Origin of the sequence: Paenibacillus oryzisoli (assembly GCF_001653565.1) — a bacterium.
GTDB lineage: Bacteria > Bacillota > Bacilli > Paenibacillales > NBRC-103111 > Paenibacillus_E > Paenibacillus_E oryzisoli.
This window is the reverse complement of record NZ_LYPB01000080.1, coordinates 11,617-37,699: the sequence shown is the minus strand read 5'-3', so window position 1 is coordinate 37,699 and position 26,083 is coordinate 11,617. Positions and strand designations below refer to the sequence as shown.

The following is a 26,083-nucleotide window of genomic DNA, read 5'->3' as shown; positions in this document are numbered from 1 at the left end:
TTATCTAGCTTTGTTATACAAAGGATAATCGACTTCGGTAGGAACTTCAATTAGAAATATTCGAAGTGTCTCTCCAGCCGCACGAATGATGATATCGTCTTCCTTATCCGTTTGCGCGATAGCAAAGTCTTTATTCATAAATGGGATGGATTCTTGTCCCTGTATCAGAAAGGAACCCCCGTTCCCTCTAATCGAAAGTCCCGCAAGTGTGCGGTTCGGTAATAGTCGGTGAACATAAGATACACCTGCTTCTACTTCGATGTCAAACATTCTCGCATCGCTAACGAGCTGGCGAACTGGTGATCCTTCACCTAGAATGGTCTTGATCTTAATGCCATTCTGTTCTGTCTGAGGGAATTCTTCTGCCTTGTAAAGTGAGTAAGATGGTTCACGTCGGACCGCATCATTTAAGTAAGGCTCAAGCCAAATTTGAAAGCTCTCGAAGCCCGCTTCCACACTCTCCGCATGCTGCATGCCTGAGCCTGCTTGCATGAGTTGAATGTCCCCAGGCTGAAGCGTGCTTTCCGTTCCGAGCGTGTCACGGTGAAAGCCTTGCCCCCTGATCCCATAAGAAAGAATCTCGAACCCTTGATGAGGATGAAACCCAATCCCGCCTGCCGCTTCTGCTTGTCCCCATGCCCAATAAAATAATGGACCAAGTCTAACTGTAACTGCCCCTTGACCCGAGAAACCTAATGGTTTCTGAGCTCTAATTTTGCCTCCGTCGAATTCTTCTCTCCCCTGTTGTTCGGGTCCTAGTATTTGAATATTCATAAAAATTTCTCCCTGTCTAATCGAGTATAGTGATTACTTAATTTAATATCCTATAATTATTTAATCTAACTGTATTCAATATAATCCTATTACAAGAATTCGTCAACATGCAAAAAAGGCAGGAATCCCTTAATGAGGATCCCTGCCCAACGTGTCTGCTCGTACTTTTATGGTGAAACTCTTTCTTTACAGTGCATCAGGTTGGAACACTAGACACTCCATCTTGTGCTCCAAGTTCCTTTCCCTGATAAATATCATGAACGTTAGCCAATCACATTCGTTATGACTTCGATATTGCCTTGTGTTGCTCTCGCATATGGACAAACCGTATGGGCCTCATCGACAATTTCCTGAGCTATACTGATGTCTACACCTTTTACTGTAATATCAAAATGAACGGCGAGTACATAACCGTCATTTGCATCCTTACCGAGTGAAACATTTGAAACAATTGAGATTCCTTCTGTTTTCGTTCCTTTTTTCCTGATTATAGTTCCCATTGCACCTTCGAAGCATGCCGCAAATCCTGCAGCGAATAGTTGTTCCGGATTAACACCGTTACCTGGGCCGCCTAACTCCTTCGGATATCTCAAGTCCAAATTAAGATTGCCATCGCTCGAAACTGCCTTACCTTCTCTTCCACCTTCAACGTTTACCGTAGCCGTGTACAATTTCTTTTCCATTTTTATCATCGTAACATCTCCTTTGCAGTAGTAACGCCATTATTATGGATCAGATGCACCGCGGTTATTACAATGCGTTTATTTTTCCGTTGCTCCACCCATTATTGGTAAAAAACCGATTAAACTTTAGGGATTAAAGCGGGCTTCATTTGTATAATTTGGGTTCTACACGTCAATACTTGGAGCAACCTCTCTGAGGTTAGGAGAGGAAGTGTACAGGATGCAATCTACGGAGAAAATTACAGTTAATCAACTTGGAATTATTCTATTCTCATTTGTCGCTTCTACGATCATCTTGACGCTTCCCGGATTAATGGCTATGTATGCCAAGCAAGATGCTTGGATTTCAGTATTCCCATCCACGTTGACTGGATTATTAAGTATTTGGGTAATGATTATGCTTTCGAAACGGTATCCTGGATTAACAATAATCCAATATAGTCAAAGGATTCTGGGAAAATGGCTAGGAACTTGTTTAGGGTTATATTATATCTATTTTTGGGTCATGTCGATTTCAATAATGACCATACAGCATACCTTTTTTATTAAAGCGCTGTTATTACCAAGAAGTCCGTCCATCATAGGTAGTTTGACGTTACTCATCCTCTGCGGACTAGCCGTCTATATGGGAATTGAAGTCATAGGAAGATGTACAGAGTTTTTGACTCCAATGAAAATGTTATTTTTGATTCCGCTGTTAATTTTGACAATTGGGTCTGTAGATCCTGAACAGATAAAGCCCATTCTGGGTGACGGGATTCTTCCTGTATTACAAGGAGCAATCCTTCCTGGAGGCGCATTTATGAATCAATTATTTATTCTAGGGTGGCTTCTACCTTATTTGAATCAACCGAACAAAGCACTCAAAGTCTCTCTGTTTGCACTTTTAGGTATATTTATTTTTGTATTCATCGTTGTCCTTTCAGCGATTATGATTCTCGGTTCATTAACAGGTCAACTTAACTATTCGTATTTAAGTGTTATGCAATACATCGGCATAGAAGGATCCTTTGAACGTCTAGAGGCCATCGCGGTCATGATATGGGTAATTGGAAGTTTTTCAAAAGTGTCCGTGTCGTTGTTTATATTATGTATTAGTATAAGCCAGGTATTTCGCATCCAAAATTATCGTGATCTTGTTGCACCAATAACCCTATTGTGCCTTATTGGATCCGTCTGGGTTTTCAAAAATGGTGCGGAACTTCAAACCTATCTGACTTTAGTTTACCCGAGCACCGGTTTAGTCACTCAAAGTCTTATCCCTCTGCTTCTTCTTATAACCGACTCGATCAAAGGGAAAGTGAACCGTTCACTGCATTAAAAGCATAGTTCCAATAGGTTCAAATAGGAATTTGAACGGGACAACCATGCTCGGTAGGTTGACCCGGAAAATTAATAAAGAACCGACAACAGAACATATACCCATTAAAGAGCCGAATACAGCTGCTTCTTTGTTTTTTTGCACGCTCAGGAAAGAACGAATTCTAACAAAAGACCATCCAAGCAGGAAACTTACATAAACAATGGTATAGAATATCATTTTGTGATCTCCTTTTGCTCTAAGTGTAAAGGAGGACCTGCCATCCCGCTGCCCAGAATATTAATTGACACTTTCACAGAAACGTCTACCTCAGGAAACGTATCATTCCAATGGGTTTTTAATGCTTTCCATTGTTTCGGCTTATTGCGGTATATTTCTCTTCCAAACCCTACACTATCAACCTTGTACTGTGACTGGACTTTAACTAATGTATCTTTAACTTGCTTTTCGACAGAAGTCTCCAATGCCTTCTGGACGAGCTTAATGTTATCTGGTTTACGAATATCTAATGAAGTCGTGTTTTCCCATATGTTTCCTTCCCCTTGCAGCTCAATCTTGAAAGTAACCTTTTCACCACTGATCTCTGGCGTAATTCTTCGATTGGCTTTGGCCAGAATCATCCCCACCGTTCCACGACAATCTGGTAAACTGGCGTTAAGACTGCCATATTTCATTCGATCTGTCACCCATAGCAGCCCATTCGTTTCACTCTCATTTAGAAATCCGGCTAATTTGAACTCTTTGAATATGGCGGATCCGGCAAGTTTAAATATGTGGCCTTCTTTTAGTCCTTCGGTTACGCCCTCAGGGCTTATAACTCCCAATACAGGACTGATTCCTTCCCCGGATGAAGCCAGAAAAAAATCGCGCAAGGTAATCGCCAACTCGCTATTTAAAGCTTCCATTTCTTTAATTGCTTCGCTGGGTACTTGTTCAAAGGGATATTTGACTTTAAATATGTCACGCCCTTCTCCCCCTTTAACGACCATCATGTATGTTTTTAAACGTTGTTTTGAATCATGCGTGTAAATATCGAGAATATCTGCAATTCCGCTTTTGGACAATTTCTCACCAATAAAAATAACAACGCGATGTGCCGTAAACAACCTGCGTGAACTCTTTTTCTGGAGCCTATAGAAAGCTTCATTAATACTCTTACCAACAGCAGATATGACAAAAAACTTCTCATTGCCGCTTCCACCACTCCCTGGCCCTCCTTGGGCAGAAGAAGGAATCGCAATTTGATGAGATAAGAGATACTCCCCATCATCCGTTATATCAAATGCCGTCCCCATAATGAATGCAAGATCATTAATCTCCGTACGATCCCAACATCCACTTGTGACTAATAGAGTGACCAACAAGCCAATGAAAAGGAATGGTTTCATTCTGAGTTCCCCTTCCTTCTCCCAACATATCCTGGTCTTGGTTTCTGGCCTGCCGGCTCACTGTCCGGGTTGTTTGATCCTGTTGATTGTGGACGCAGCGTTTTGGCCCATATCGGCGCACGAATGATGACATCCTTCAAGTCCGACCAATTCATCGGAGCTGCTGGCGTGAAATATGGGACACCGAAAGATCGAAGCGATGTGATATGTAACACAATGCCGATCAAACCAACTACAATGCCATATAATCCTAGCGTGCCCGCCAGAAATAACATCGGAAACCGCAATAACCGTATACCATTAGCAAAGCTATAACGCGGAATTGTAAAAGCGGCAATCCCTGTAATCGATACAATAATAACGACAGGAGCGGAAATAATACCCGCGAGTACTGCTGCTTGGCCGATGACCAATGCGCCAACGATACTAATTGCTTGACCGATTTGCTTCGGTAATCGAATTCCTGCTTCCCTTAAGGCTTCAAAGATAATTTCCATGATGAAAGCTTCAATGACAGCTGGCAAAGGAACGGGCTCTCTAGACGAGGCAATACTTAACACGAGATTGGTAGGAATCATTTCCTGATTGAAAGTCGTAATCGCCACATATAGCGGTGGAGCTAATATCGCGATAGAGATGAAAAGAAATCGAATCCACCGGACAAATGTTGCAATCGGCCAACGAATATAATAGTCCTCACTGGCTTGAAGCCCCGTCCAGAACGTCATGGGAACAATGAGTACAAACGGTGAAGTATCGACAATAATGGCTATTTTTCCTTCCAGTAACTCAGCAGCGACAACATCCGGCCGTTCCGTACTATGTACAAGCGGAAAAGGAGAATAAGGACTATCTTCAATAAATTCCTCCACATACCCGGAGTCAATAATTCCGTCTATACGAATCCGAGATATGCGATCACGAACTTCCTCAATGACCCCTTCAGAAGCAATTCCCGCAATATATGTAATAACGACTTCAGTTAGCGTCAACTCGCCAATGGTAAAGCATTCCATTTTAAGTCTTGACGACTTAATCCTACTGCGAATTAACCCAATATTCGTTGAGAGATTCTCAATAAACCCATCCCTCGGTCCGCGAATGACTGGCTCCGATGAAGGTTCTTCAAGGCTGCGGTGTGATTTGCTATTTACTTTGACCAGCATAGCATCACAGTTTCCAGTTGTAAGAACAGCTGCTTGGCCTTTTAATACTTGTTTGACAATTTCACTTATCTTGGATGTCACACATGTTAATCCTGTAGAAATAATATGATCATCCAACGCGTCTGTTTTCTCAATGACTACTTGTTCCTGTTTGTCTGAATGAGCTACCATAGGTTTCAATACATAATCATCGATCAAGACTTCATCAACCAGTGTTTCAAAGTAGATGATTAACCAATAATTTTGACCACATATTTGAACTCTGCGAAAAACAATATCATCACTCTTCTGGAATATATCTCGAAATATGTTTTCATTATGCGCTATATCCATAGTTAATTCGGAATTCTCGTCTTCAGATGGATGATCCTCTGGTATAATCGGATACCCAGGTTTCGTATATAGCCATTTCCTAAACCATTTCACCGAATACGCCCTCCCAAAGAAATACGAATAGAATTAATTTTCCATTTTTTCACCAAAAATATTCTGAATAACCTGATCTCGCTCTCTGAAAAGCAAAAAAGAAACCTGCCACTTGGGCAGGTTTCCGGTACATTGACTGAATTAGGCGTTTTTAATTTGGGAGAGAATCACTTGAGCCTGTTGGATGGTCTCCTCCACGATGCTCTCTGCACTTTGGCCAGCTGTAAGCAACCGCAAGCCTTGCCCTGACCACAACGACATATAGTCGGTATTATCTTGTTGCGCCGCTGCATTGCGAATATCTCTTGTCGCCGTATTTTGAGTCGGAAACGGAAGCGGTTGTACCCCATTCCCATCCCAGACATGAATAAATTCGTTCACGATCCCTCTGGCAGGTCGCCCAGAGAATACATTCGTAATCACTGTACTCTCTTCGGTACTTGCAAGGAGTTTCTGTTGGTATGCGAGATGAGCGCCTGATTCAATTGAAGTGAGGAACCGCGTCCCCATCTGAATCCCCTGAGCCCCGAGCACCAGCGCGGCAACAAGTCCACGACCATCCATAATTCCTCCTGCTGCAATAACAGGGATGCCAACATGTGCAACGATTTGCGGCACGAGTGCCATTGTGCCTATGTTTGCGCCCATAGGCCGATTGGTAATGTCGAATGTCCCGCGGTGACCGCCAGCTTCGCTCCCCTGCGCAACTATCGCGTCACATCCGGCTTGCTCAGCTAGAATCGCTTCTTCCACGGTTGTCACCATCGTTACAATTCGAATCCCAACCGCTTTGGCTGCTTCTGTCATGTGAGCTGGAAGTACGCCGAAAGCCGTCGAGATCACCGGCACTCGTTCTTCTAACAGAACGGCGAATTGTTGCTCAAAATGATCAGGGGTCGTTACCTCTTCCGCCACAATTTGCGGTATGCCGAGCTTGGCTCTCATCACGTTCAGTTCCAGTTGAACTTCCCGTGTTCTCGTATTATCATCTGGAGCCCGCGTAACGAATAAATTAACACCGAATGGCGCGTTCGTTAATTTACGAATATCACGAATGGCTGTACGGATCGCTTCTGGTTCCATATAAGCCGCTCCGAGCGTACCTAACCCGCCTGCATGGGATACGGCTGCCGTTAAGCGGACCGTTCCAGGTCCTCCTGCCATACCCGCTAGGAAGATCGGATAACGAATGTCAAATATGCGGCAAAGTGCTGTATTCAGATGAATGATCTTCTGCCTCCTATCACTTGAGAGAGGATCGCTGATTGCGGTATTCAAGTGCTGGTAAACCGCCCCATCCCCAATTGTCCAATTCGACTTCCTCAATAATAACATGAGTAGAATCTAATGGCTTGTTTAGCACATTAAGAAGCAGTTCACTGACATCTTTAATAAGCGCTGCCTTCTCCTCAGCCGTAACCGACTGATGTTCTGGCTGGTTCCCTCACGGGTTACTTTAATCGTAACAACTGGCATGTTATTTTGTAATCAGAGCCGGCTTTACAGTTTGCAGATGATGAATGTAATCTTTGCTGCTTTGCGCTATCCGCTCATCCGTAACATTAGACGTATCGTTCAGTGCAAAGTGTGGCAAATAAGAAGCGCTGATAAATTGAGCGAGTGCTTCCATCGGGCGTAGTATTTCTTGAAGTGTGAAACGATTAGAGCCTGTAGCCTGGTAAGAAGCTTCTGTACCATATGTCGAAATCGCTACACCGATTTCTTTGCCTGCCGTTTTGCTGCCATCTGGACCATAAGCCCAGCCATACTGCAGAACAGTATCAAACCACTTTTTCAGCAAAGAAGGTGTGCTGTACCAAAATAGCGGATATTGGAAAATAACCCGATCATGTGCTTCAATAAGTTTCTGTTCTTTGGAAACATCGATATTTTCGTCTGGATACTCTTTATATAATTGATGAATCGTGTACTCGCCTTGTTCTTGTAAGGCTTCCAGCCAAGCTTTATTCCAGTGGGATTGCTCGATATTCGGATGAGTGATAATGACTAATGTTTTCATAGTAGGTTTGCTCCGTTTCTAATTTGTATTAGGTGTTGTTTTTGGGCTGTTCGGTTTCAATTGGTTCTGGAAAAGGCTACATTTTGCATAAATATGCTCTCTTGATCTTTAAGAAAAGGGCCGTCTAATTCTGAAATCCGTCTCACTTCAAGCCATTCTGGATCGTTTCGGAAACGTTCGTAATTCAGATTACGACTTTCCATATTGGCATGCTCAACGACATAATAGAGTCGGTTATTTAACTCATTGATATCTTCCCAATAATGCGTAATCTTCATGCCATGCTTCAAAAATAAATCGGTCACATGATCTCTGAATCTCTCATGAAGAAGCTGCATTTTGCCAGGGTTTACATGATAAATTCGTAGTTCATATAACATGTCTTCTCACCTCCTTATTATAGTGTTACCACAATCGCGTCAACACTATCTTGTACTTTGTGCAAACTCATATTGTATCCTCTAATTTCTATTGATATATCCATCTACCTACTAAAAGGTAGACATTTCTCAAAAAATAATCCGCCTTCTTTTTCAAACTAAAGCGGATAGTAATCCTGCTGCTATCTTCTCATACTTGCTTATATCGTGGAAACTTCTTGCCAATAGTTGCGCACCTTGAAGCGCAGCTAGAAATTGGTGTGCTTGAACATCCGCGGCCCCTTCAAAATGTAGTTGGCCTTCACGCCGTCCGTCCTCTAACACCCGTGCCAACCACTCTAGATTAGCCGTGAAGAACTGGGATAGCCCGACCTGTACTTTGCCTGATAATGTTGCTAAGTCTGTTGATAACATGACACTCAGACAAGCGCAATAAGCCTGAACAGGTCCACTGTAAAGTAAGATGAATTTGCGTAACTTCTCGATATGATTCGTTATTTCAGCATCGATTCCAGCAACGAAATGGTTGAAATTTCTGAGATAACGAGCAATCAGAGCTTCTCCCAAATCCTCCTTATTCGGGAAATAATAATGAATACTGGCATTACGTATACCTACTTTTTCCGCAATATGCGAATAACTGAATCCATTGAACCCATACTGCTGGACAAACGCTTGTGCTGTGTCAAGAATAAGTTCTGACGTGTTTTTGCTGTTAGTTGTTTTGGTCATGTTGTTATTCTACCTTTTAGTAGATAGGATGTCAACCTATAATTTTGCAGCAGCAACAAATTGTATGTGGTGATTGGCATAAATGTTGAAATGCCCGCATAACGATCTAAATCAGTGCAATAACAGGAGGTTGAATAATGGAAGATAACAGAGGTTTGCCGCCAAAACCTATACACCCTAACGGTTCTTCTGAATGGTCAGGAGACGCACCTGCGAAATTTCATTCCCAAAGCGTTGGTTATCAAGGGCCTGTCTTGGAACAAGATAGTATCTTACATGAAACCTTAGAGACTTTCGTACATACCAAGATTCTAGAAAGACCTGTTCATGTGAAAGGTTATGGTGCTTTTGGATACTTTCAGACTGTGAATGCAATGACACCTTATACGAAGCTTCACTTTCTACAACAACCAGGTCAGCAAGTTCCTGTTACGGTCCGCTTTTCCCTTGCAGTTAGCAATAAAGGTACACCGGATACGTCTCGCAACGTACGTGGTTTCTCTACGAAGTTTTATACGGAACAAGGCGTATTCGATTTGTTATGCAATCATATTCCTGTGTTCTCTGTTCGGGATGCAATTCGGTTTCCTGAGTCGATCAAAGCCTTCTTGCCTTCACCCGTTAATAATTTGATTGATCCTGAACGATTCTGGAGCTTCATCGCACGCGCGCCAGAAGCGACTCATTTCCTTGTTCAACTATATTCGGATGCTGGAACCATCAAGAGTTTCCGCCATATGCCAGGTCATAGCGTTAACACGTATGTCTGGCGAAACGAACTAGGCATTCGTACATTGGTGAAATATCACTGGTACCCTTTAGCAGGCAGACAGGTTATTGATAACCGCGAAGCGGCTACGTTAGCTGGTGAAAATCCCGATTATGCTGGTAAGGACCTCTTTGATACGCTAGCCTCAGGTAGAACGGTTGAATATGGGCTGTATGTTCAATTAATGAACCCGGACGATGGTGCCAAGTTGTCCTACGATCCGCTAGACGATACGAAAGTTTGGGATGAAAGACAGTTCCCATTAATGCCTGTAGGGCGGCTTATTCTGAATCGTAATCCAGATAACTATATGGAGCAAGTCGAGAAAATTGCTTTTTCTCCCGCGAATCTATTAGAAGGAGCCGAATTGTCGGACGATAAAATGCTGCAAGGACGCACGAATATATACTGGGATTCACAGCGTCATCGCCTGGGATCCGATTTCCGTAAGCTTCCCATTAACCATCAGACCAACTGGACTCCCCGTTCGCTCGAGACCAGTGGTGAGGGTAGATATGTTGAAGGTCGCCTCATTCGATCGGATATACCTAATCCAGATAATTTTACACAAGCAGGTCAGTATTATAACTCCCTTCCACCTATTCAACAAGAACACTTGGTAGAGAATCTTGCTGCCGATCTAGCTCGTATATCCACCGACCTCCAACATATTGTCCTAACATATCTTAACCAGGCGTCGCAAGAATTAGCAACCAAGGTTTCAGGTCGAATTCAGCTTCAGAACAAAGGTTAGTACGCCGGATTGGCTGCCCATCAGGGTGGCCTTTTGTGTCTTACAACGCGGTTGAAGAATGATTTGGCATAATTGGATCTATTTACTCGGCTTCAAATGGTGGTTTTTAAGCTTATTTTCAGCTTTGCTACAGGTTCATTTTGTATACTTATACTAGCCTTATCCGATTCGAAAAATGCAGAAAGTAGGCACTTATTATCATGAAGCTAGCAGGAATTACTTACAAACATGAGCAAAGCGCGAGCTGGCTGAAACGTTCCATATTCATTTGTATCATTCTTGGATCGCTATCCTTAAGCTTTCTATTCTTTACTCCACCAGGATCGAGAATCCGCCTGTTCCTTGCTGATACGTTTATCGCTACCCAGCATCGGGAGTGGGCGTGGATTTTTGTAGGAGTGAAGAAACGGGATGAAATGATTCAAAATGTCCAACAAATGAGTGAAAATAACGCTATTGAAAAGCAGGATTTGAATGCCATTACGATTCAGAAACAAGATGGTAAGCTCATTGATGTTGAAGATATTGCTGGTCGTGGCTGGATCGGTAAAAAAATGATTGTCTACGATCCAAGGGCTATTCGTGTAGTAGTTCCTAGTAAAGTAGGTCAAGGAGAAACGATCAGCTCGATGGTGAATCGTACTGGAGCGCTTGCCGGTATCAACGGTGGAGGTTTCGATGACCCGCAAGGACTCGGCAACGGATTTGCTCCCATTGGGGTTATTATGTCTGGAGGCCAAATATTGTATACAAGCGTTGACGGGACTGTTCCTCAACAAGTCGTGGCGTTCGACAAGGGGAAATTACTTATAGGGAAATATTCGATTGATGAATTATTAGCCTTGCATGTGACTGACGCTGTATCCTTCTATCCTCGCATTATTGCTAATGGGAAAGCACTTCCCATCATTGGTGATGGTCTTAACCCGCGGACAGCCATTGGACAACGGGCGGATGGCGTAATTATCATGATCGTTATTGACGGACGTCAAACCAAAAGTATTGGCGCTTCTCTCAAAGATGTTCAAGACCTTCTACTGAAAGAAGGCTGTGTCAATGCCGGTTTCTTAGATGGTGGTGCCTCTTCGGAGATGGTTGTCGGGAATGATCTCATTACGCATCCATCCAGCCGTTATGGCGAAAGAAGACTGCCTTCTGGTCTTCTTATTTTTGAACACCCGGATCAGGTTAAAGTTGAGAATATTTGGGATGGTGTAACCGACATTGATCCCGGCGGTGCTTATGACAACCCAGGTTATCTCGCGGAGCAACATCATTTAAATAATAAGTGAAAAACGAAAAGAGCTGTCCATGGGCAGCTCTTTCTTCATGTCGTATGAGTCTATTTCCATCCCTAGAACGTATTATAGACATTTGAACATTCTTTCGCGGTTGGCTCATAGAAACAGTGCTTCTTATAGCGTCCCGCCTTCGGCTGATTATACCATGTATCCGGGCATGGGCCAGGATTGTCGAACGTTCCTGGGCGGAAATACCAGAGGGAGAACTTACCTGGCCATATCCGCTCCCCATTTACAGCTCTTTGTGCAAGCCGCCGCTCTCTTTCTCTGGCGTTTTGATAGTACAAACCGTGCTGCAACGCTTCAAACGCATGCGGCTGATTGATCATTTGGGGAATAGTCCGGAGATTTTTGAAATCAGAGCAATTGGCTCTTATTCGATTTATCCCAACATTTCCAACAAGCAGCATACCGTTTTCGCCTTCAGTCTCCGCTTCTGCTCGAAGCAACCTTGCCAACATATCAATATCCTGCTTTCTAGCTTTTACGACTGCCATTCGCTCACCTCAATTGAGTATATGTCTAGACCCATCATATTGTAGGTGAAGTGGAAATGTGACTTAGTTGCCGCGAAACGATGATTTAATCTTCTCCAACTAGATGCGATTCCCCACTTGATCTCATTACTCACGCTGACCGGACGAACAGTACATCAAACCAAGTCAGCTTTGTCCACCCATCACAATCGCATCGGAAAATCTGCTCACTACATTCATGAACATTTTCATTCTCAATTTACATTACGGCAACTCGCGGACATAGAGCATCTGAGAGTTAGTCATTGTCGAACGCTCTCTACTAAACAGAAATAGGGCAGACGCCGCTGGCGTTCTACCCTATTCCTACAATCACATTATACAATTAGCAGGTTGAACTTGCTTTCACCGTACGAAACGGATTCCATATTGGGTTCAGTTGCATAACGAACACTGTTCAGTAGGACATGTTCTTGTAAAACATGGTCAAATCGTACTAATGCAGCATGAACATGTGCGTCTACATCCAGAACAAGATCGATGCGTTTTTCGATCGGAAGGCCCTTCTTTTTACGATAATCCTGAATAGCTCGAATAACTTCTCGAACCAACCCTTCCTGTTCCAACTCTTCAGTCAGGGTTGTATTCAGGGCAACGGTCATTTGATTATGGCTTGCTGAAGCATAGCCTTCACTCGCTTGTTTCTGGGTGAGAAGCTCCTCAAGCAGAATATGCAGGCTTTCACCATCGACCTCTATATCCAGGAAGCCATTGTCTACCACGGATTGCGCTTCTAGCGCAGATAACTGCTTCAGATAGGCTTGCACCGGCCCTACAAATTTCCCAAACTTTTTACCAGCTGCTTTCAAGTTTAATTTCAACGTAACGCGCACGAAGTCGGCATCACTCGATACGAGTTGTATCGACTTCACATTGATTTCATCTTGGATGATATCTTCAAATCCACGGATGTTTGACGCACCATCCAACGAAATCAATAACGCTGACAGCGGCATTCGGGTTTTGATCCCCGTCTCTTTCCGGATATTACGAGCCAATTCTACGATTTGCCTTACCGTTTCCATTTCCTTCTCTAACGATACATCGTGTAACGATTCATCCATACTCGGATAATCGGTCAAATGCACGCTTCCCTTGCCACCCAGGTTGGCATATAAATCATCCGCAATGAGCGGTGTGTAGGGAGCAATTAATCGCGCGAGTGTTAACAGTACATGATGTAAGGTCTGATAGGCTGCAATTTTATCAGATGTCCACACACTCCCCCAGAAGCGATCACGCGAACGTCGGATATACCAATTGCTGAGCTCATCTACGAAAGTTTCAATTTGCTTCGCGGGATTCAAGAAATCGTTCATTTCCAAACCTTTGACAACGTGTTGCAAGGTGCTGTTTAACCTAGACAAAATCCACCGATCTAGCACATTCACGGAGGTCATTTGCGGAAAGTCATCGGGTTCATACTGGTCGATTTGTGCATACAACGCATAGAAGGCATGTGTGTTGTTGATCGTATCGATAACTTTGGATTTCGCCTCTGCGACAATCTGTTTAGAGAATCGCTTACTGCTCCATGGCGCACTGTCGGATAATAACGCCCATCGAAATGCATCTGTACCAAATTCGTTAATGATTTCCCAGGGATCAATCCCGTTGCCCTTGCTTTTGGACATCTTTTGTCCATTCTCATCGAGCACATGCCCCGTTGATAATACGGACTTATATGGGATTTGCCCATTGTACAAGGTCGAGACCGCCAACAAACTGAAAAACCAGCCGCGCGTCTGATCAATCCCCTCACAGATCATATCCGCGGGATACTGCTCTTGAAACAGTTCCTTGTGTTCAAATGGCTGATGATACTGGGCAAATGGCATGGATCCGCTATCGAACCACACGTCGATGACTTCCGAGGTTCTATGCATCGTACCACCGCAAGCGCAGCGCAGCTTTACGTGATCCACGTAAGGCTTATGCAATTCCATATTTTCCGCTATCGGATCGGTAGCGCGATCGCGAAGATCCTTATGACTGTGAGGTGCATATTCGGCGTTGCAGTCTTCGCAAACCCAAACATTAAGCGGCGTCCCCCAATAGCGATTCCTGCTGATATTCCAATCAACTAACTCGTCTAAGAACTTACCAAATCGACCTTCTCGCAAGTGGGATGGATACCAATTGATTTTACTGTTATTTGCGATCAGTTGATCTTTAATAGCTGTTGTTTGAATGAACCAACTCTCCGTCGCGTAATAGAGCAGCGGTGATTTACAACGCCAACAAAATGGATAGCTATGCTCGTAACGTTCCTTAGAAAATAACAAACCTCGTTCAGCTAAGCTTTTAACAATATCGATATCACAATCTTTCACGAAACGACCGGCAAATTCTGAAATTTGGTCATTATAACGGCCTCTCGCATCCACAACATTCACGAAATCCAATTCATGCTGACGTACGGTGCGATAATCGTCTTCCCCATGAGCTGGGGCAATATGCACGATCCCCGTACCACTGGAATCACTCACATAATCGGCATCTATGACGATATGCCCCTTCGCCACTTGGACATAACCAAATGGTGCCTCATACGGTGTCCCAATAAATTCAGACCCCTTATGCGTAGATAGGAGCTCATACTCTCCCTTCATGATCTTGCTCACAAGATTGCTTGCAACAATGTAGACTTCGCCATCCTGTTTGACTTTGACATAATCGAGATCTTTATTGACGGCTAAAGCGACATTGGCAGGCAACGTCCATGGTGTTGTCGTCCATGCAAGAAAATGTTCATTCCCGTGCTTACTCCTGAATTTCACAGTGGCACTTAAATCTTTCACATCTTCATAGCCTTGGGCTACTTCATGTGAGCTTAGCGTCGTTTGACAATCAGGACAGTACGGGCTTACGCGATGCCCTTTGTACAACAGTCCTTTCCCATGAATGGTAGATAAAATGTGCCAAACACTCTCGATATAATCATTGGTTAATGTGACATAGGGATTCTCCATATCCGTCCAGTAAGCGATCCCCTCGGTCAATTCACGCCACTGCTTCTCATATTCGAAAACGCTGCGCTTACACGCCTCCACGAATTCAGCGACCCCATACGATTCGATTTCCTGCTTGCCAGAGATACCAAGCTTCTTCTCAACACCAAGCTCTACGGGAAGTCCATGCGTATCCCACCCCGCTTTGCGAACGACACGATAGCCTGACATCGTTTTGTAACGTCCGATGAAATCTTTGATCACGCGGCCTAACACATGTCCGATATGCGGCTCACCATTCGCTGTTGGGGGGCCTTCATAGAAAACAAAATTGGGACTCCCCTCCCTGTTTGCAATCGATTGGCGAAATGTATCGTTACGTTTCCACTCTTCAAGAACTCGGAGTTCTCGCGTCCTTGCTTTCTCTTTCACATCCACTTTTCTCATGGGTCTCATCCTCTCATTCATTCCACTTCATGTTCATACCTTAACGAGAAAGTTCTTAGAAAAACACAAAAAATCCCGTCCCATAAGGGACGAGATTTCATCTCGCGATACCACCCTAGTTCCGTAGGGATTATGACTACCATAATCCTACGACACCTCTAACTACGTACCATCATACGCATCCTTAGTAACGGCTGGAACCCGGGTCAGCTTACTTACCTACTTCAGCTTTCCTTCTCGGAGAGGATTTTCTACGAAGTCTTGAACATTGGCTCTCAGCTCTGCGCCAACTCTCTGTGGATCAAGGGCTCCCTATACTCTTTCTCGTCAATGAATTTAATTCGAACATTCAGTTAACTCATTCTTGCATCTTCATCGACAAAAGTCAACAGGCGCTATTTATTTCCTTCCAAACATAATTTCACCAAGTCATCAACATGCGCAGTTGCCAAACATTCAACGGTATCCGCTGCGCCATAGTAGATTTTCACTTCACCATCATCTTCTAGAATCATACCGCCTGGGAAAATAACGTCATTACGGAAGCCGCCATCTGTTTCATAGCTAACCTCAGGGGCAAGTAATGGTTCTTTATAGAGACCGACAACCTTCTTCGGGTTATCCAAATCAAGCAGCATAATACCGGCTGTGTAGCGCTTTTTCCACGTTGGTTCCCAGCCATTCTTCCCACGATTGGGATCGATATCAACAGCATGGATTGTCGTTAACCATCCTTTGGACGTACGAATCGGCGGCGCTGCAGGACCAATTTTGTCATTCGCATACGGTACATGCTCAACACCTAGGACGAGATCCGTGTCTCCCCAATATTTGAGATCAGGCGACTGTGAAAGCCATATATCAAATTGATCTTTGCCACGGCTGTAAACCGGGAAAGGACGCTCTAGGCGTACATAATTGCCGTTAATTTTCTCAGGAAACAGAACCATATTTCGGTTATCTGGTGCTGACATGGACAAGATTTCAAATGAATCAAAATCATCCGTTACCGCAATTCCACCTCGAACTCCATGACGTGTATCGACTGCAAAACACATGTAAACGCGTCCGTCCATCACCGTTAGTCGAGGGTCATACACGCGTGTAATTTCCTCGTCATATAACTTCCAACATGGTTTCGACTGTACGTCCCAATGGATGCCGTCTTTGCTGTAAGCAAGGCCTAGATCTGTTGTATGGGAAGGTTCTATCGTTTGATCTTGGATAGATCCATGATCATTCCGGAATACCATAATATATTGTCCTTGGAACTTGGTAACGCCTGCATTGAATGTAAGCGCTGTAGGATAGGGCACGGAATCTGCTGTAAGGATTGGGTTAGCAGGATGTCTTGTGATAACAGAACTTGATTTTAATGAACCAATGGTTAATGTCATGAGAGTTCCTCCTTCAATCTTATCTATCAATAGGTTACAATAGGTGTGCTTACTATACCTATCAATCCTTTAACAAACCTCTCATTTCTTGAATAGGCTGTGATTCTCATGACATTTCCCATCAATAAGCAATTATCGGACTATCCCAATATCGGGGCATTTCCCTTTCATTTATCCATTAATCGAGTTGACCAGCACTTTCCCAGCCATCGTCATGATTTCTTGGAATTCTCTCTGGTTGTTGCGGGCTATGGATATGAAACCGTGAATGGTGATGTACATCTCATGCAACCTGGAACCTTTACTTTACTTCTTCCCTATCAAGTACACGAAATCACTGCGAACCCGGGAAGCCCGCTCATTCTGTTCAACTGTATGTTTGGCTTAGAGCTGCTTGGGGATCCCGCGGAGCGTCTGCTGCTGTCGGATCATAATTCATTTCAGACACACTATGATCTAAATGCTGAACAAAGTGAAACTGTAAGAGTGAAGTTGCAAGGCATGCTCCATGAATATGAGCAACCCGCTGATGTATGGCAGCCTCTTCTCTTGAAAGGTGAGCTCCAACGCATACTTGCGTTTCTTCACCGACTTAATCCCCTTCACGTAGTCGTTCAACCGAGACCGAATGGTTCCGAATTACCTGCCAAAACCGCTTTACCATGGGCCATCCTACGCTACATCCATACTCACTACCGCGACCCGCTCACGTTGGAGATAATCGGCGCTCATTTCCACTGTCATCCTACTAGGGTAACACAAATCCTATCGCAGCATCTCGGCGTAACCTTCGTCACCCTGCTTCAGGAAACTCGGATCCGACATGCGTGTAGTTTGTTAGCTACCACCGAAATGAAGGTAACAGATATCGCGTTTGAAGTCGGCTACGAATCGTTCGCCAGCTTTAGTCGTAATTTCCTAAAACTTGTAGAGATTTCACCAACCTCGTATAGAGCTTCTATGCGGCAGTTGAAGTGAAGCCAACTAGAACATAGGTGAAGGGATGACAACTTAGAGTAACCGACGGAACGGTTGCATCTAAAGTGAAATCAACATAGAATAACCGGTTGAGCGGGTACTCAGTCGGTTATTTTTGTACGCCAGCGGTAATCGTTTCGAATTTCTGTTATGCCACTGTTGAATCGATGGATTTTCTACATTTATTTTGTGAGATATTCTCACTAAATTAAGAATAGCTGGAAAATATGTGGTTATTTTCAACCAGATCATCTAATTTGGGCTAGAATAACAATTTTACCTACATGTTTTACAGTTAAATTGAGTTTTCGAGTAAATTCCGCGGAAATAGCTGTATATTTTCCAGTTAACTCATTCTGCGTGCAGTGGGATCCGTTCTGCAAAGTTATCGTTTCCATAAGCAATGAGTGGCTACACTTCATTCGTCCATTCCACATCGATTAACGCTTCCACAAGCAATGAGTGGAGTCCACTTCGTACGTCCGTTCCACATGGATCCTCACTTTCAACAGCAATGAATTGCTAGATCTTCGCATCCACTTCGAGCGCCTCCGGTCCTAGCCCAACTATGACATAAATCGAATCAACCCTAATACAGCGAAGCCGAACAATACCGTGCCAGCTCCAATGCCTGTAATCGCACTATGCGCCACTTGAAGTCTGGGAGCTACTCGTATAGCTATGATCGAAACCGCAAGCAACCACAAACTGGCATCCTCAAACACACTTTTCAAACTAATGAAATGAATGCCGACGATAAAAGCTATCCATGGGGCGACATACGTTTTGAGCCCTTTCCGGATTAACACAAATGCACCTGCACCCCCCAGAACAAACTCCGCATAAAACGAAATGAGATAATTTCGGAAGGCGGATGCTTCCCCCAAAGCCGAAGGTGCATCCCAGTTCTTTACGCTTAAAAATACGCCAATCAAACACGTGATAAGTGCAATCCCAGAAGCAATGCCCAGATATAATCGCCAGCTAGCTCTCGGATTTTCTTGTGCCCAGCCGAACCAAATAAAGCTGAACATACCAAACACGGAAGCATACATAGCATAATCCCTCACATAGTCCACTTGCCTACCTCCTCGTTCGAACCTAATCGTATCGAGATTTTCCGCTGCCCCCATAGTTAATGTGATTAACTAATTCAATTTTCGAATGGGCGACCCGGCTAAATATGCTTCAATATCTTCAACCACTTGCTTGTAAAATGCTTCATAATTCGCTTTCGCCACATAGCCGATATGTGGTGTCGTGAGGAGGTTCGGAAGCGATCGATAGCTGTCATCCTTGGGCAATGGTTCCACTTCGAACACATCCACCGCCGCTCCGGCGATCCATCCGCTCTGCAAGGCTTCCGCAAGTGCATCTTGATCTACGATTGGCGCTCGAGACGTATTGATTAAATAGGCTGATGACCGCATTCGCTTCAGGTCCTCCGCACCAATCAATCCGCGTGTCCGATCACTTAAAACAAGATGAATCGACACAAAATCACTATTCGCCATCAGCTCATCTTTCGATGCAGCCAGTCGTACGCCAACTTCGTCAGCCCGCTCTTGCGTTAAATTCTGGCTCCATGCCACTACATCCATACCAAATGCATGGCCGTACTTGGCAATTTTCGAACCCAAATTACCAAGTCCAATAACGCCAAGCGTCTTGCCGTACAAATCCGCGCCAACCGTGCTTTGCCATAGTCCATGACGAATCGCATTGTGTTCCGTGACAATATTGCGAGCCAGTCCTAATAGCAGCGCCCACGTGAGCTCAGCCGTTGCATTGCCAGCGCCACCCGTGCCGCATACGATAATGCCTTGCGACGCAGCAGCCTTCATATCGACAGAGGCATTGCGCATGCCTGTCGTAATGAGCAGCTTCAACTTTGGAAGCCTTGCGAGTAAAGCCGCGCGGAACGGCGTTCTTTCTCGCATAATAACGACAATTTCGCAGTCTCCGATCTGCTCGATAAGCTCATCCATGTTGTCGATATGCCGATCGATACGAGTAACTTCCACCTGATCTAGCACCTGCGACCAATCAGCAGAAGTCAACGCTACTTGCTGGTAATCATCTAGTATGGCACAGTGTAATTTCATCATAAAAGCATCTCCTTCAGTCCTATTTATTCAATTTGACGAACCACTTTGAAGCTGTCGCCTGTATCTTCCATTTGGAACATCTTGCATCTCGATTCAGGCATTCGAAAAGTTGGTGAAGGATTAAAAGCCATGTACCATCAAAAGACTGGAACATCATGCCGTGGCCGCTGTCATCTCTCACAAGAGGAGGAAGTTGTTCCCACGGCCCTTCCAAATGTCCAGTAAGGGAGCGAGCGATGGTCTGTACATAACTGCCCCCCTGATAACTGGACCAAAGCATTATTAAATGTCCACCTGAAGTTCGATACAATTGGCAACCATCCGTGATATAAACACGAATGTCGCCTTCGGGAATTGCCTCATTATTGTCCCACAGCGCTTCCGATCCGTTGAATAAATGAATCGGTTCTCCAACCTTTTCAGTTAAATCTGCTGTAAATCGAACAGCTTCAATTGTACCATCTATGGTCTGAATCCACTCATGACAGTATACCATCCACGGTCGTTCCTGATCGTCCAGAAATAATGTACCATCCAGTGTCATCATCGTTTCAGGGAGCACGTGGGATTCATTTTGCAACAAAGAGAAGGGTCCTTCTGGAGAATCACTTACAGCGGTTACGCTCCCTCTCCAATGCTTGGCATACCCTTGAATCGGCTCTCCCTCTAATCGCCTGTCGTTATTATGCAGAGTGACGAACAAATAGAACCGCCCCTTGTACGCATGAACTTCTGGTGCCCAAGCACCATGCTGCGGATGTGCCCAACATCCTTCAGGAACGGTGAATACGATATAGGGTCCTTCCCAATCGGATAAATTGGTGCTTTTATATGTGAGGACTCCGTACTTATCCATTCCGTGTAATCTCGGTGATCCTCCCGTGTATAAATAATAAACACCATTCCGTCGATCGGCAAAAACGAAAGGGTCATGCGCAGGAATCTCTGATAGTCGAAGCCCTTGTTGGGGATGATTTACATCACAAGCTGCATTGTAGACAGGCATTTGAAATCAACTCCTCAGTCAGGTGTGATCTTGGCATTGCTTGATAAAACTTGCGATATCCTCACATGTTCACGCTCAAATTCTTGGATCCATTCCGAATGATAAGGTTCGATGACAACTTACAAAATATTGAAAATCGGTCTTTCTTTCACGTAGTGAATAGGAACCTCGGGGTACATGCTTGTAAGTTTATTTGCCAGCAATTCCATACCAGGCTCTTCACTCTCCGCATGACCAAGCACGATCAGTGCCTTATGTCTTCCCTGATAGACTGCATCCCTTACATACTCAGGCGTTTCCCATTCAGGTCCTTCTCCATACATAACTAGATCCAGTTCCTCTTTTTCGAATAACGGAATGGCATTCTGACCACCGCCACGATAACCTGCAAGCAAACCAATTGTCGAGCATGACAGCTCACGATCACCATGTGATCTTACAAATGTAATACCAAGCCGCCTCTTCACATGCTCTGCGATTTGACTTAAAGTTGCCGTTGGAATTTGCAAGATGGAGTAGGCAGGCTGATGCTTCTGAACGTAAGGCATCCAATCGAGTTTCTGAAGCAAACCTTCCATGACACCATCTGGTGTATAGCGATGCAAATAATCGTGGAAACGGAATAACGCGATACCCGATGATTCCAACAGTCGTCGCTTTTCTTCATAAACAGGATCATCTTTCCGTAATACCGTATCATCATGATGCGAAAAAAAGGGGCCTTCATGAGCAATAATTAGATTAGCTCCTCGCTGAATCGCTTGCTCAATGACGGATTGCGTCGGCATAAAAGCGACCACAATACTGGTCACTTCCGTGTCAGGATGGCCAAACTTCAAGGTATCGACTGTTTGCTCGAGCTTCGCGATCGGTGATATCAACCTATTGATTACTGTTTGTATGTTTACGCGCATTGTTACTCCCTCTTATCAATTAAGTGTGTAGTGCTTTCAACCTTAAGCAATATTCATCATGCTATTCGCGTGCGTTTAATTGAATTTCGTATCATGAGTTTAATTATGTATTCGTGGTCTCACAAATATTTCCTTGTGAACAGCCCCCTTAAATCTGCAATAGGTCAAGAATACTATACAGACGTGAATGCCACCTCCCCATTATGCCTAATTACAACTCAAAGGAGGAAACAAGTAATGTTCAAACAGTTTGATAAGTTATTTGGGATTGATTTAGGTACTTCCAACACCGTAATTTTCGAAAAGGGAAAAGGCATTGTGCTTAATGAACCCTCTGTTGTCGCTTTCGATAACCATACAGGTGAATTGTTAGCCGCAGGATCCGAAGCGCAAGCGATGATTGGACGAGCTCCCGCCCATGTGGATATCACCTATCCTTTAATCCATGGTGTCATTGCAAATTTCGACAAAACCAGCAAGATGCTGAACTATTTTATAAAAAAAATTCAAGGCAGACCTTCTTTTCTACGTAGTTCGCAAATTTATATTACTGTGCCATGTGGCATTACGAACGTGCAGAAACGCGCAATTGAAGAAACCATCGTTCATCGCGGAGCCAAAAAAGCGATCGCCATCGAGGAGCCCCTTGCAGCTGCGCTTGGAGCTGGCCTTATGCTCGACGAACCCATCGGTCACTTAGTTCTCGATATTGGTGGCGGAACTTGTCAAGTAGCAGTATTGTCCTTAGGTGGCATTGTCGCAAGTCATACGATTAACCAGGGTGGCCTATCGATTGATCGAGATATTATGGATTATGTGAAACGTCAATATAACATGGAAATCGGTGAACGTACCGCAGAGCAGATTAAAATGCAAATCGGAACGGCCGTCCTTACAGCGGAAGAACGTTCAATTGAAGTCCGTGGTCGTGATTTGGTTCACGGTTTACCTCGTTCGATCCGTTTGGTCTCAAGTGAAATATACACGGTAGTAAATGAATTCTTGGATGCTTTGATTGATGCAATTAGAGCTACGTTAGAACTTTGTCCGCCAGAGCTTGCAGGGGATGTCATGGAACAGGGCATATTGCTCTGTGGAGGCGGTGCATTATTAGAAGGAATTGATGAACGCATTCGTGCTGAAACGGGGGTTTCGGTGCATCGTGCAGAACATCCTCTCGAATGCACAGCACTAGGTGCAGGATTAATGCTTGGTGTCTACAGAACGAAGAGCAGACCTCTCATGCATGATACTTCGACTGAAGAGCAGATTGCCGTCAGCCAATAATAAAAAGCTTAGTCTATGAGGCGTTTGTCTCGGACTAAGCTTTTTAGCGTTTATTCGGACCAGAGAGGCATGATTATCCTCAGTTCTGTGCCTTCTTCTGTACTATTTACAATTTCAATATATCCGCCATGTGAGTTAATAATGCGTTGCGAAATCGACAATCCTAAACCCATTCCTGTTTTCTTGGTTGTATGGAAAGGTGTAAAAATGTGATCCCAATCATCCTGAGGAATACCGGAACCCGTATCGGTTAACAGGATATGAATCTCATTATTTTTCTTATAGTAATCAATCTTGAGAACTTTACGCGCTGAATTCTCCATGGCATCCATACTATTATTTATTAAATTAATAAACACTTGTCTTACTTTATCTCGATCTATCGAGACGCTAATAGGCTTATGTTGGCTGAATTCGATAACTACATGCTTCTCTTTGGCTCTAAGGGAAGTCAATGCAATTGATTCTTGAAGAACTTCCATCATGTCAGTTTCTTCTGTTTGAATACTTCCACTTTTAATAAAATGATGATAGTTCGTAAGGATACTGTTCATATGGTCACCAGCAATCCCAATATGACTTACCATCCCTTTGGCACTGCCATCCAATTGCTCATAGCGGGATAAGAGGTCGGAATATCCTTTAACAACTGTAAGCGGATTATTAATTTCATGAATGAGTCCAGAAGTCGAGATTGCAATTTGTTCTTCCTTCTCTTTCCTCTTCAAAATTTGAGAGGTGTCTCTGATCATTCTTGTGCTCATCTGAACAAAAATAAAGAAAATAATGATCGAAAACAACATGACAGCAATTTGACTGGAATAGATGAACGTACCTGCCTGTAAATTCAAGACACCGATCATATACGTTAGAAGGAAAGTAAGACTGAATAAGGTAAGGAAATTTCTCACATATTTATCTGTAACTTTTCGACTTGCAAGTAACGTCAACAGTATACTAACAATTAATAATTTAATGTGGTTAACAAATAAAGTGCCCCACGCACCATAGATCGGGTACAACACGGTAATTTGGTTACCAATGCCTTGTATCGACTTTAACCCAAGTACACCAAGATCTGTCCAATTGATACAATAAATAAAGAGAGACCACAATACATACACAATCAGCGTATATTTATTGATGACAAGATTCATCCATTTCGCTTGGTCTTTGGAGAGATGTTTGAGCGAGATATAACCAACATACAGAAATGCAGGAGGAAGCATAATCGAACCAATTCGCAAGAGCTGAAAGAGAAACAAAATCAATCCCGTTTCAATCACATCATTGCTGTATAAAACACTGACATCTAACTGCCAAATACTCATGAATATCATGAACATTAACATGGCATTGGTTAGTTTTGTTTTAAACAGCATTTTGCACGACAACCCTAAAAACAGAGGTACCAACGACATAGCAGCCATTAGAATAAAATTCATACATGAACCTACTTTCAATATCACAATTGTTTACTAATTTCCGCATACTCATAGGTTGTTATTGCGATATCTCGTATATTCCTGCAAAAAAGACCTACAACATTGGGAGGTTGTAAGCCAGGTATTATGACTCCGTGAATTATAGCATATCTCTCACAAAGCGTGGAATAGGAGTTATTACACATATTTTTGGTAAAATGATGCTGAAACGTACGGCTCTACTCTTTTAGAAAAATTGATAGCTGTTCTTTCCGTTTGCTTTCGCACGATATAGGGCATTGTCAGCATTTTTAAGTAAAACTTTCAAGTTGTTGTTCTCTTCGGGTGGATAAAGCACAATCCCAATGCTGACTGACAAATTGAACGCTTCCAACTGTGTATCCCAAGAGGATAACCTTGAAAGCAACATATCGGCTAATGCACGGATGTCTTCTCTATTCGAGATATCAACCAGATTTACGATGAATTCATCGCCCCCAAGTCTAACCGCAAACCCATGATGGGTCTGAACGAAACTTTCTAGTCTTAATGCAACTTCCCGCAGTACTAAATCCCCTGTATCATGGCCGTACAAGTCATTAATCTTCTTGAATCCATCCAGATCTAGAAACAACAAAGCGCCTCCAGTGGTGGAGATTTCTTCAAAATATTTATATAGAAACTGCCGGTTATAGAGCCCTGTTAAGGAATCCCGATAAGCCAGTCGTTCCAAATCTAAGTAATACGAAAATAATTTAGCTATTCTTTGGAGCATAGTTACGCACTTCTTGTTAATGATCATGGCATCTGTATGAACCGCGCACAACGTCCCGAATGTATCTCCATTTGATAAAATAATAGGAATCCCTAAGTAAGAATTAATATTAGCTGCAACAAGCGCGGCCCTTAAATTATCCAAGTTGGTTTCTAAACTCATATCTTCAAGAACTAAAGGTGTATTGTTCACAAAGTCGATTCGGTTACAAACGGTCTCGTTCACTTCTATCTCCATTCCTTCATGAATACGAATATCGGGATGTGATTCAGACAGTTTTAATATTATTTGTTGTTGTTTCGTCAACGAAGTCAAATAAATCAAACGATCTGGCATCGATTCTTTTGCCATTTCTAGCACATCTCTAGCCAGTTCATCAAAATTTTTATAGTACTGCACTTCATTCAGTAAGATTTGCATCGCAATCACACTCCATATTTTGAAATTAAGCACGTATCCGATACTTCTTGTATTCAACAGAAAAAGATATGACTCCTCCTTGGAACATTCTTGCTTTAACATTGGATACAAAATAAACGGCAACGC

Annotated in this window: 23 protein-coding genes and 1 other annotated feature; of the genes, 5 read left to right on the top strand and 18 right to left on the bottom strand. The window is 43.5% G+C overall.

Annotated features, from left to right (window positions below; all coding sequences use genetic code 11):
- Together A8708_RS23860 and A8708_RS23855 are read right to left on the bottom strand one after the other, a co-directional pair.
- Positions 1-774: a pirin family protein gene (locus A8708_RS23860; RefSeq protein WP_068667815.1), complete on the bottom strand. Its 774-nt coding sequence runs from the start codon at positions 772-774 to the stop codon at positions 1-3.
- A gap of 263 nt (positions 775-1,037) precedes the next feature.
- The gene (locus A8708_RS23855) at positions 1,038-1,466 is read right to left on the bottom strand and encodes an organic hydroperoxide resistance protein (RefSeq protein WP_068667814.1); all 429 of its coding nucleotides are present in this window, start codon (positions 1,464-1,466) and stop codon (positions 1,038-1,040) included.
- Between the two features lie 211 nt (positions 1,467-1,677).
- Here A8708_RS23855 and A8708_RS23850 point away from each other — a divergent pair, with 211 nt between their 5' ends.
- A complete protein-coding gene (locus A8708_RS23850; protein WP_068667813.1) occupies positions 1,678-2,778 on the top strand; it encodes a GerAB/ArcD/ProY family transporter in 1,101 nt (366 codons plus the stop codon).
- Between the two features lie 215 nt (positions 2,779-2,993).
- Here A8708_RS23850 and A8708_RS23840 read toward each other — a convergent pair whose 3' ends face one another.
- The 7 genes from A8708_RS23840 to A8708_RS23815 form a co-directional block, all read right to left on the bottom strand.
- Positions 2,994-4,166, bottom strand: coding sequence for a Ger(x)C family spore germination protein (locus A8708_RS23840; protein ID WP_068667811.1), 1,173 nt, complete (start codon positions 4,164-4,166; stop codon positions 2,994-2,996).
- Positions 4,163-5,758, bottom strand: a complete 1,596-nt coding sequence (locus A8708_RS23835) for a spore germination protein (RefSeq protein WP_068667810.1) — start codon at positions 5,756-5,758, stop codon at positions 4,163-4,165. Before A8708_RS23835 ends, A8708_RS23840 begins: the two co-directional genes overlap by 4 nt.
- 141 nt (positions 5,759-5,899) lie before the next feature.
- On the bottom strand, positions 5,900-6,985 hold the full coding sequence (locus tag A8708_RS23830; protein ID WP_239696833.1) for an NAD(P)H-dependent flavin oxidoreductase: 1,086 nt from the start codon (positions 6,983-6,985) through the stop codon (positions 5,900-5,902).
- 16 nt (positions 6,986-7,001) lie between these two features.
- Positions 7,002-7,121: a tautomerase family protein gene (locus tag A8708_RS36605; RefSeq protein WP_239696827.1), complete on the bottom strand. Its 120-nt coding sequence runs from the start codon at positions 7,119-7,121 to the stop codon at positions 7,002-7,004.
- Positions 7,122-7,235: 114 nt separating this feature from the next.
- The gene (locus A8708_RS23825; protein ID WP_068667809.1) at positions 7,236-7,778 is read right to left on the bottom strand and encodes an NAD(P)H-dependent oxidoreductase; all 543 of its coding nucleotides are present in this window, start codon (positions 7,776-7,778) and stop codon (positions 7,236-7,238) included.
- Positions 7,779-7,834: 56 nt separating this feature from the next.
- A complete protein-coding gene (locus tag A8708_RS23820) occupies positions 7,835-8,158 on the bottom strand; it encodes an NIPSNAP family protein (RefSeq protein ID WP_068667808.1) in 324 nt (107 codons plus the stop codon).
- 153 nt (positions 8,159-8,311) lie between these two features.
- A complete protein-coding gene (locus A8708_RS23815; RefSeq protein ID WP_068667807.1) occupies positions 8,312-8,890 on the bottom strand; it encodes a TetR/AcrR family transcriptional regulator in 579 nt (192 codons plus the stop codon).
- A gap of 137 nt (positions 8,891-9,027) precedes the next feature.
- On the opposite strand from A8708_RS23815, the gene A8708_RS23810 reads away from it, so the two are divergent.
- Both A8708_RS23810 and A8708_RS23805 read left to right on the top strand, forming a co-directional pair.
- Positions 9,028-10,413, top strand: a complete 1,386-nt coding sequence (locus A8708_RS23810) for a catalase (protein WP_068667806.1) — start codon at positions 9,028-9,030, stop codon at positions 10,411-10,413.
- Positions 10,414-10,613: 200 nt separating this feature from the next.
- Entirely contained in the window at positions 10,614-11,705 is a 1,092-nt protein-coding gene (locus tag A8708_RS23805; protein ID WP_239696826.1) for a phosphodiester glycosidase family protein, read from the top strand.
- Between the two features lie 62 nt (positions 11,706-11,767).
- Here the strand turns inward: A8708_RS23805 and A8708_RS23800 are convergent, their stop codons facing one another.
- From A8708_RS23800 to A8708_RS23790, 3 genes are all read right to left on the bottom strand, one after another.
- On the bottom strand, positions 11,768-12,211 hold the full coding sequence (locus A8708_RS23800) for a cell wall hydrolase (RefSeq protein WP_068667805.1): 444 nt from the start codon (positions 12,209-12,211) through the stop codon (positions 11,768-11,770).
- 356 nt (positions 12,212-12,567) lie between these two features.
- Positions 12,568-15,648 (bottom strand): isoleucine--tRNA ligase, encoded by a 3,081-nt coding sequence (gene ileS, locus A8708_RS23795; RefSeq protein ID WP_068667804.1) that lies wholly within the window; start codon positions 15,646-15,648, stop codon positions 12,568-12,570.
- An 82-nt stretch (positions 15,649-15,730) separates the two neighbouring features.
- Positions 15,731-15,988, bottom strand: a binding site (T-box leader).
- A gap of 55 nt (positions 15,989-16,043) precedes the next feature.
- Entirely contained in the window at positions 16,044-17,045 is a 1,002-nt protein-coding gene (locus tag A8708_RS23790) for a glycoside hydrolase family 130 protein (protein ID WP_082927750.1), read from the bottom strand.
- A 108-nt stretch (positions 17,046-17,153) separates the two neighbouring features.
- Between A8708_RS23790 and A8708_RS23785 the strand changes: the two genes are divergently transcribed.
- Positions 17,154-18,023: an AraC family transcriptional regulator gene (locus tag A8708_RS23785; protein WP_068667802.1), complete on the top strand. Its 870-nt coding sequence runs from the start codon at positions 17,154-17,156 to the stop codon at positions 18,021-18,023.
- A 566-nt stretch (positions 18,024-18,589) separates the two neighbouring features.
- On the opposite strand, the gene A8708_RS23780 is transcribed toward A8708_RS23785, so the two are convergent.
- The 4 genes from A8708_RS23780 to A8708_RS23765 form a co-directional block, all read right to left on the bottom strand.
- Positions 18,590-19,102, bottom strand: a complete 513-nt coding sequence (locus tag A8708_RS23780; protein WP_068667801.1) for a hypothetical protein — start codon at positions 19,100-19,102, stop codon at positions 18,590-18,592.
- A gap of 69 nt (positions 19,103-19,171) precedes the next feature.
- Complete coding sequence (locus tag A8708_RS23775) at positions 19,172-20,131, bottom strand: D-2-hydroxyacid dehydrogenase family protein (RefSeq protein WP_239696825.1); 960 nt, start codon at positions 20,129-20,131, stop codon at positions 19,172-19,174.
- Between the two features lie 19 nt (positions 20,132-20,150).
- The gene (locus tag A8708_RS23770; protein WP_239696824.1) at positions 20,151-21,137 is read right to left on the bottom strand and encodes a glycoside hydrolase family 43 protein; all 987 of its coding nucleotides are present in this window, start codon (positions 21,135-21,137) and stop codon (positions 20,151-20,153) included.
- A gap of 119 nt (positions 21,138-21,256) precedes the next feature.
- Entirely contained in the window at positions 21,257-22,051 is a 795-nt protein-coding gene (locus tag A8708_RS23765; protein WP_068667800.1) for a Nif3-like dinuclear metal center hexameric protein, read from the bottom strand.
- Between the two features lie 237 nt (positions 22,052-22,288).
- Here A8708_RS23765 and mreB point away from each other — a divergent pair, with 237 nt between their 5' ends.
- Positions 22,289-23,338, top strand: a complete 1,050-nt coding sequence (mreB, locus tag A8708_RS23760; RefSeq protein ID WP_068667799.1) for a rod shape-determining protein — start codon at positions 22,289-22,291, stop codon at positions 23,336-23,338.
- A 50-nt stretch (positions 23,339-23,388) separates the two neighbouring features.
- Here the strand turns inward: mreB and A8708_RS23755 are convergent, their stop codons facing one another.
- Both A8708_RS23755 and A8708_RS23750 read right to left on the bottom strand, forming a co-directional pair.
- Positions 23,389-24,720, bottom strand: a complete 1,332-nt coding sequence (locus A8708_RS23755) for a sensor histidine kinase (protein WP_167355923.1) — start codon at positions 24,718-24,720, stop codon at positions 23,389-23,391.
- 289 nt (positions 24,721-25,009) lie between these two features.
- A partial coding sequence (locus A8708_RS23750) for a sensor domain-containing diguanylate cyclase (RefSeq protein WP_338044234.1) occupies positions 25,010-26,083 on the bottom strand: 1,074 nt, incomplete at its 5' end.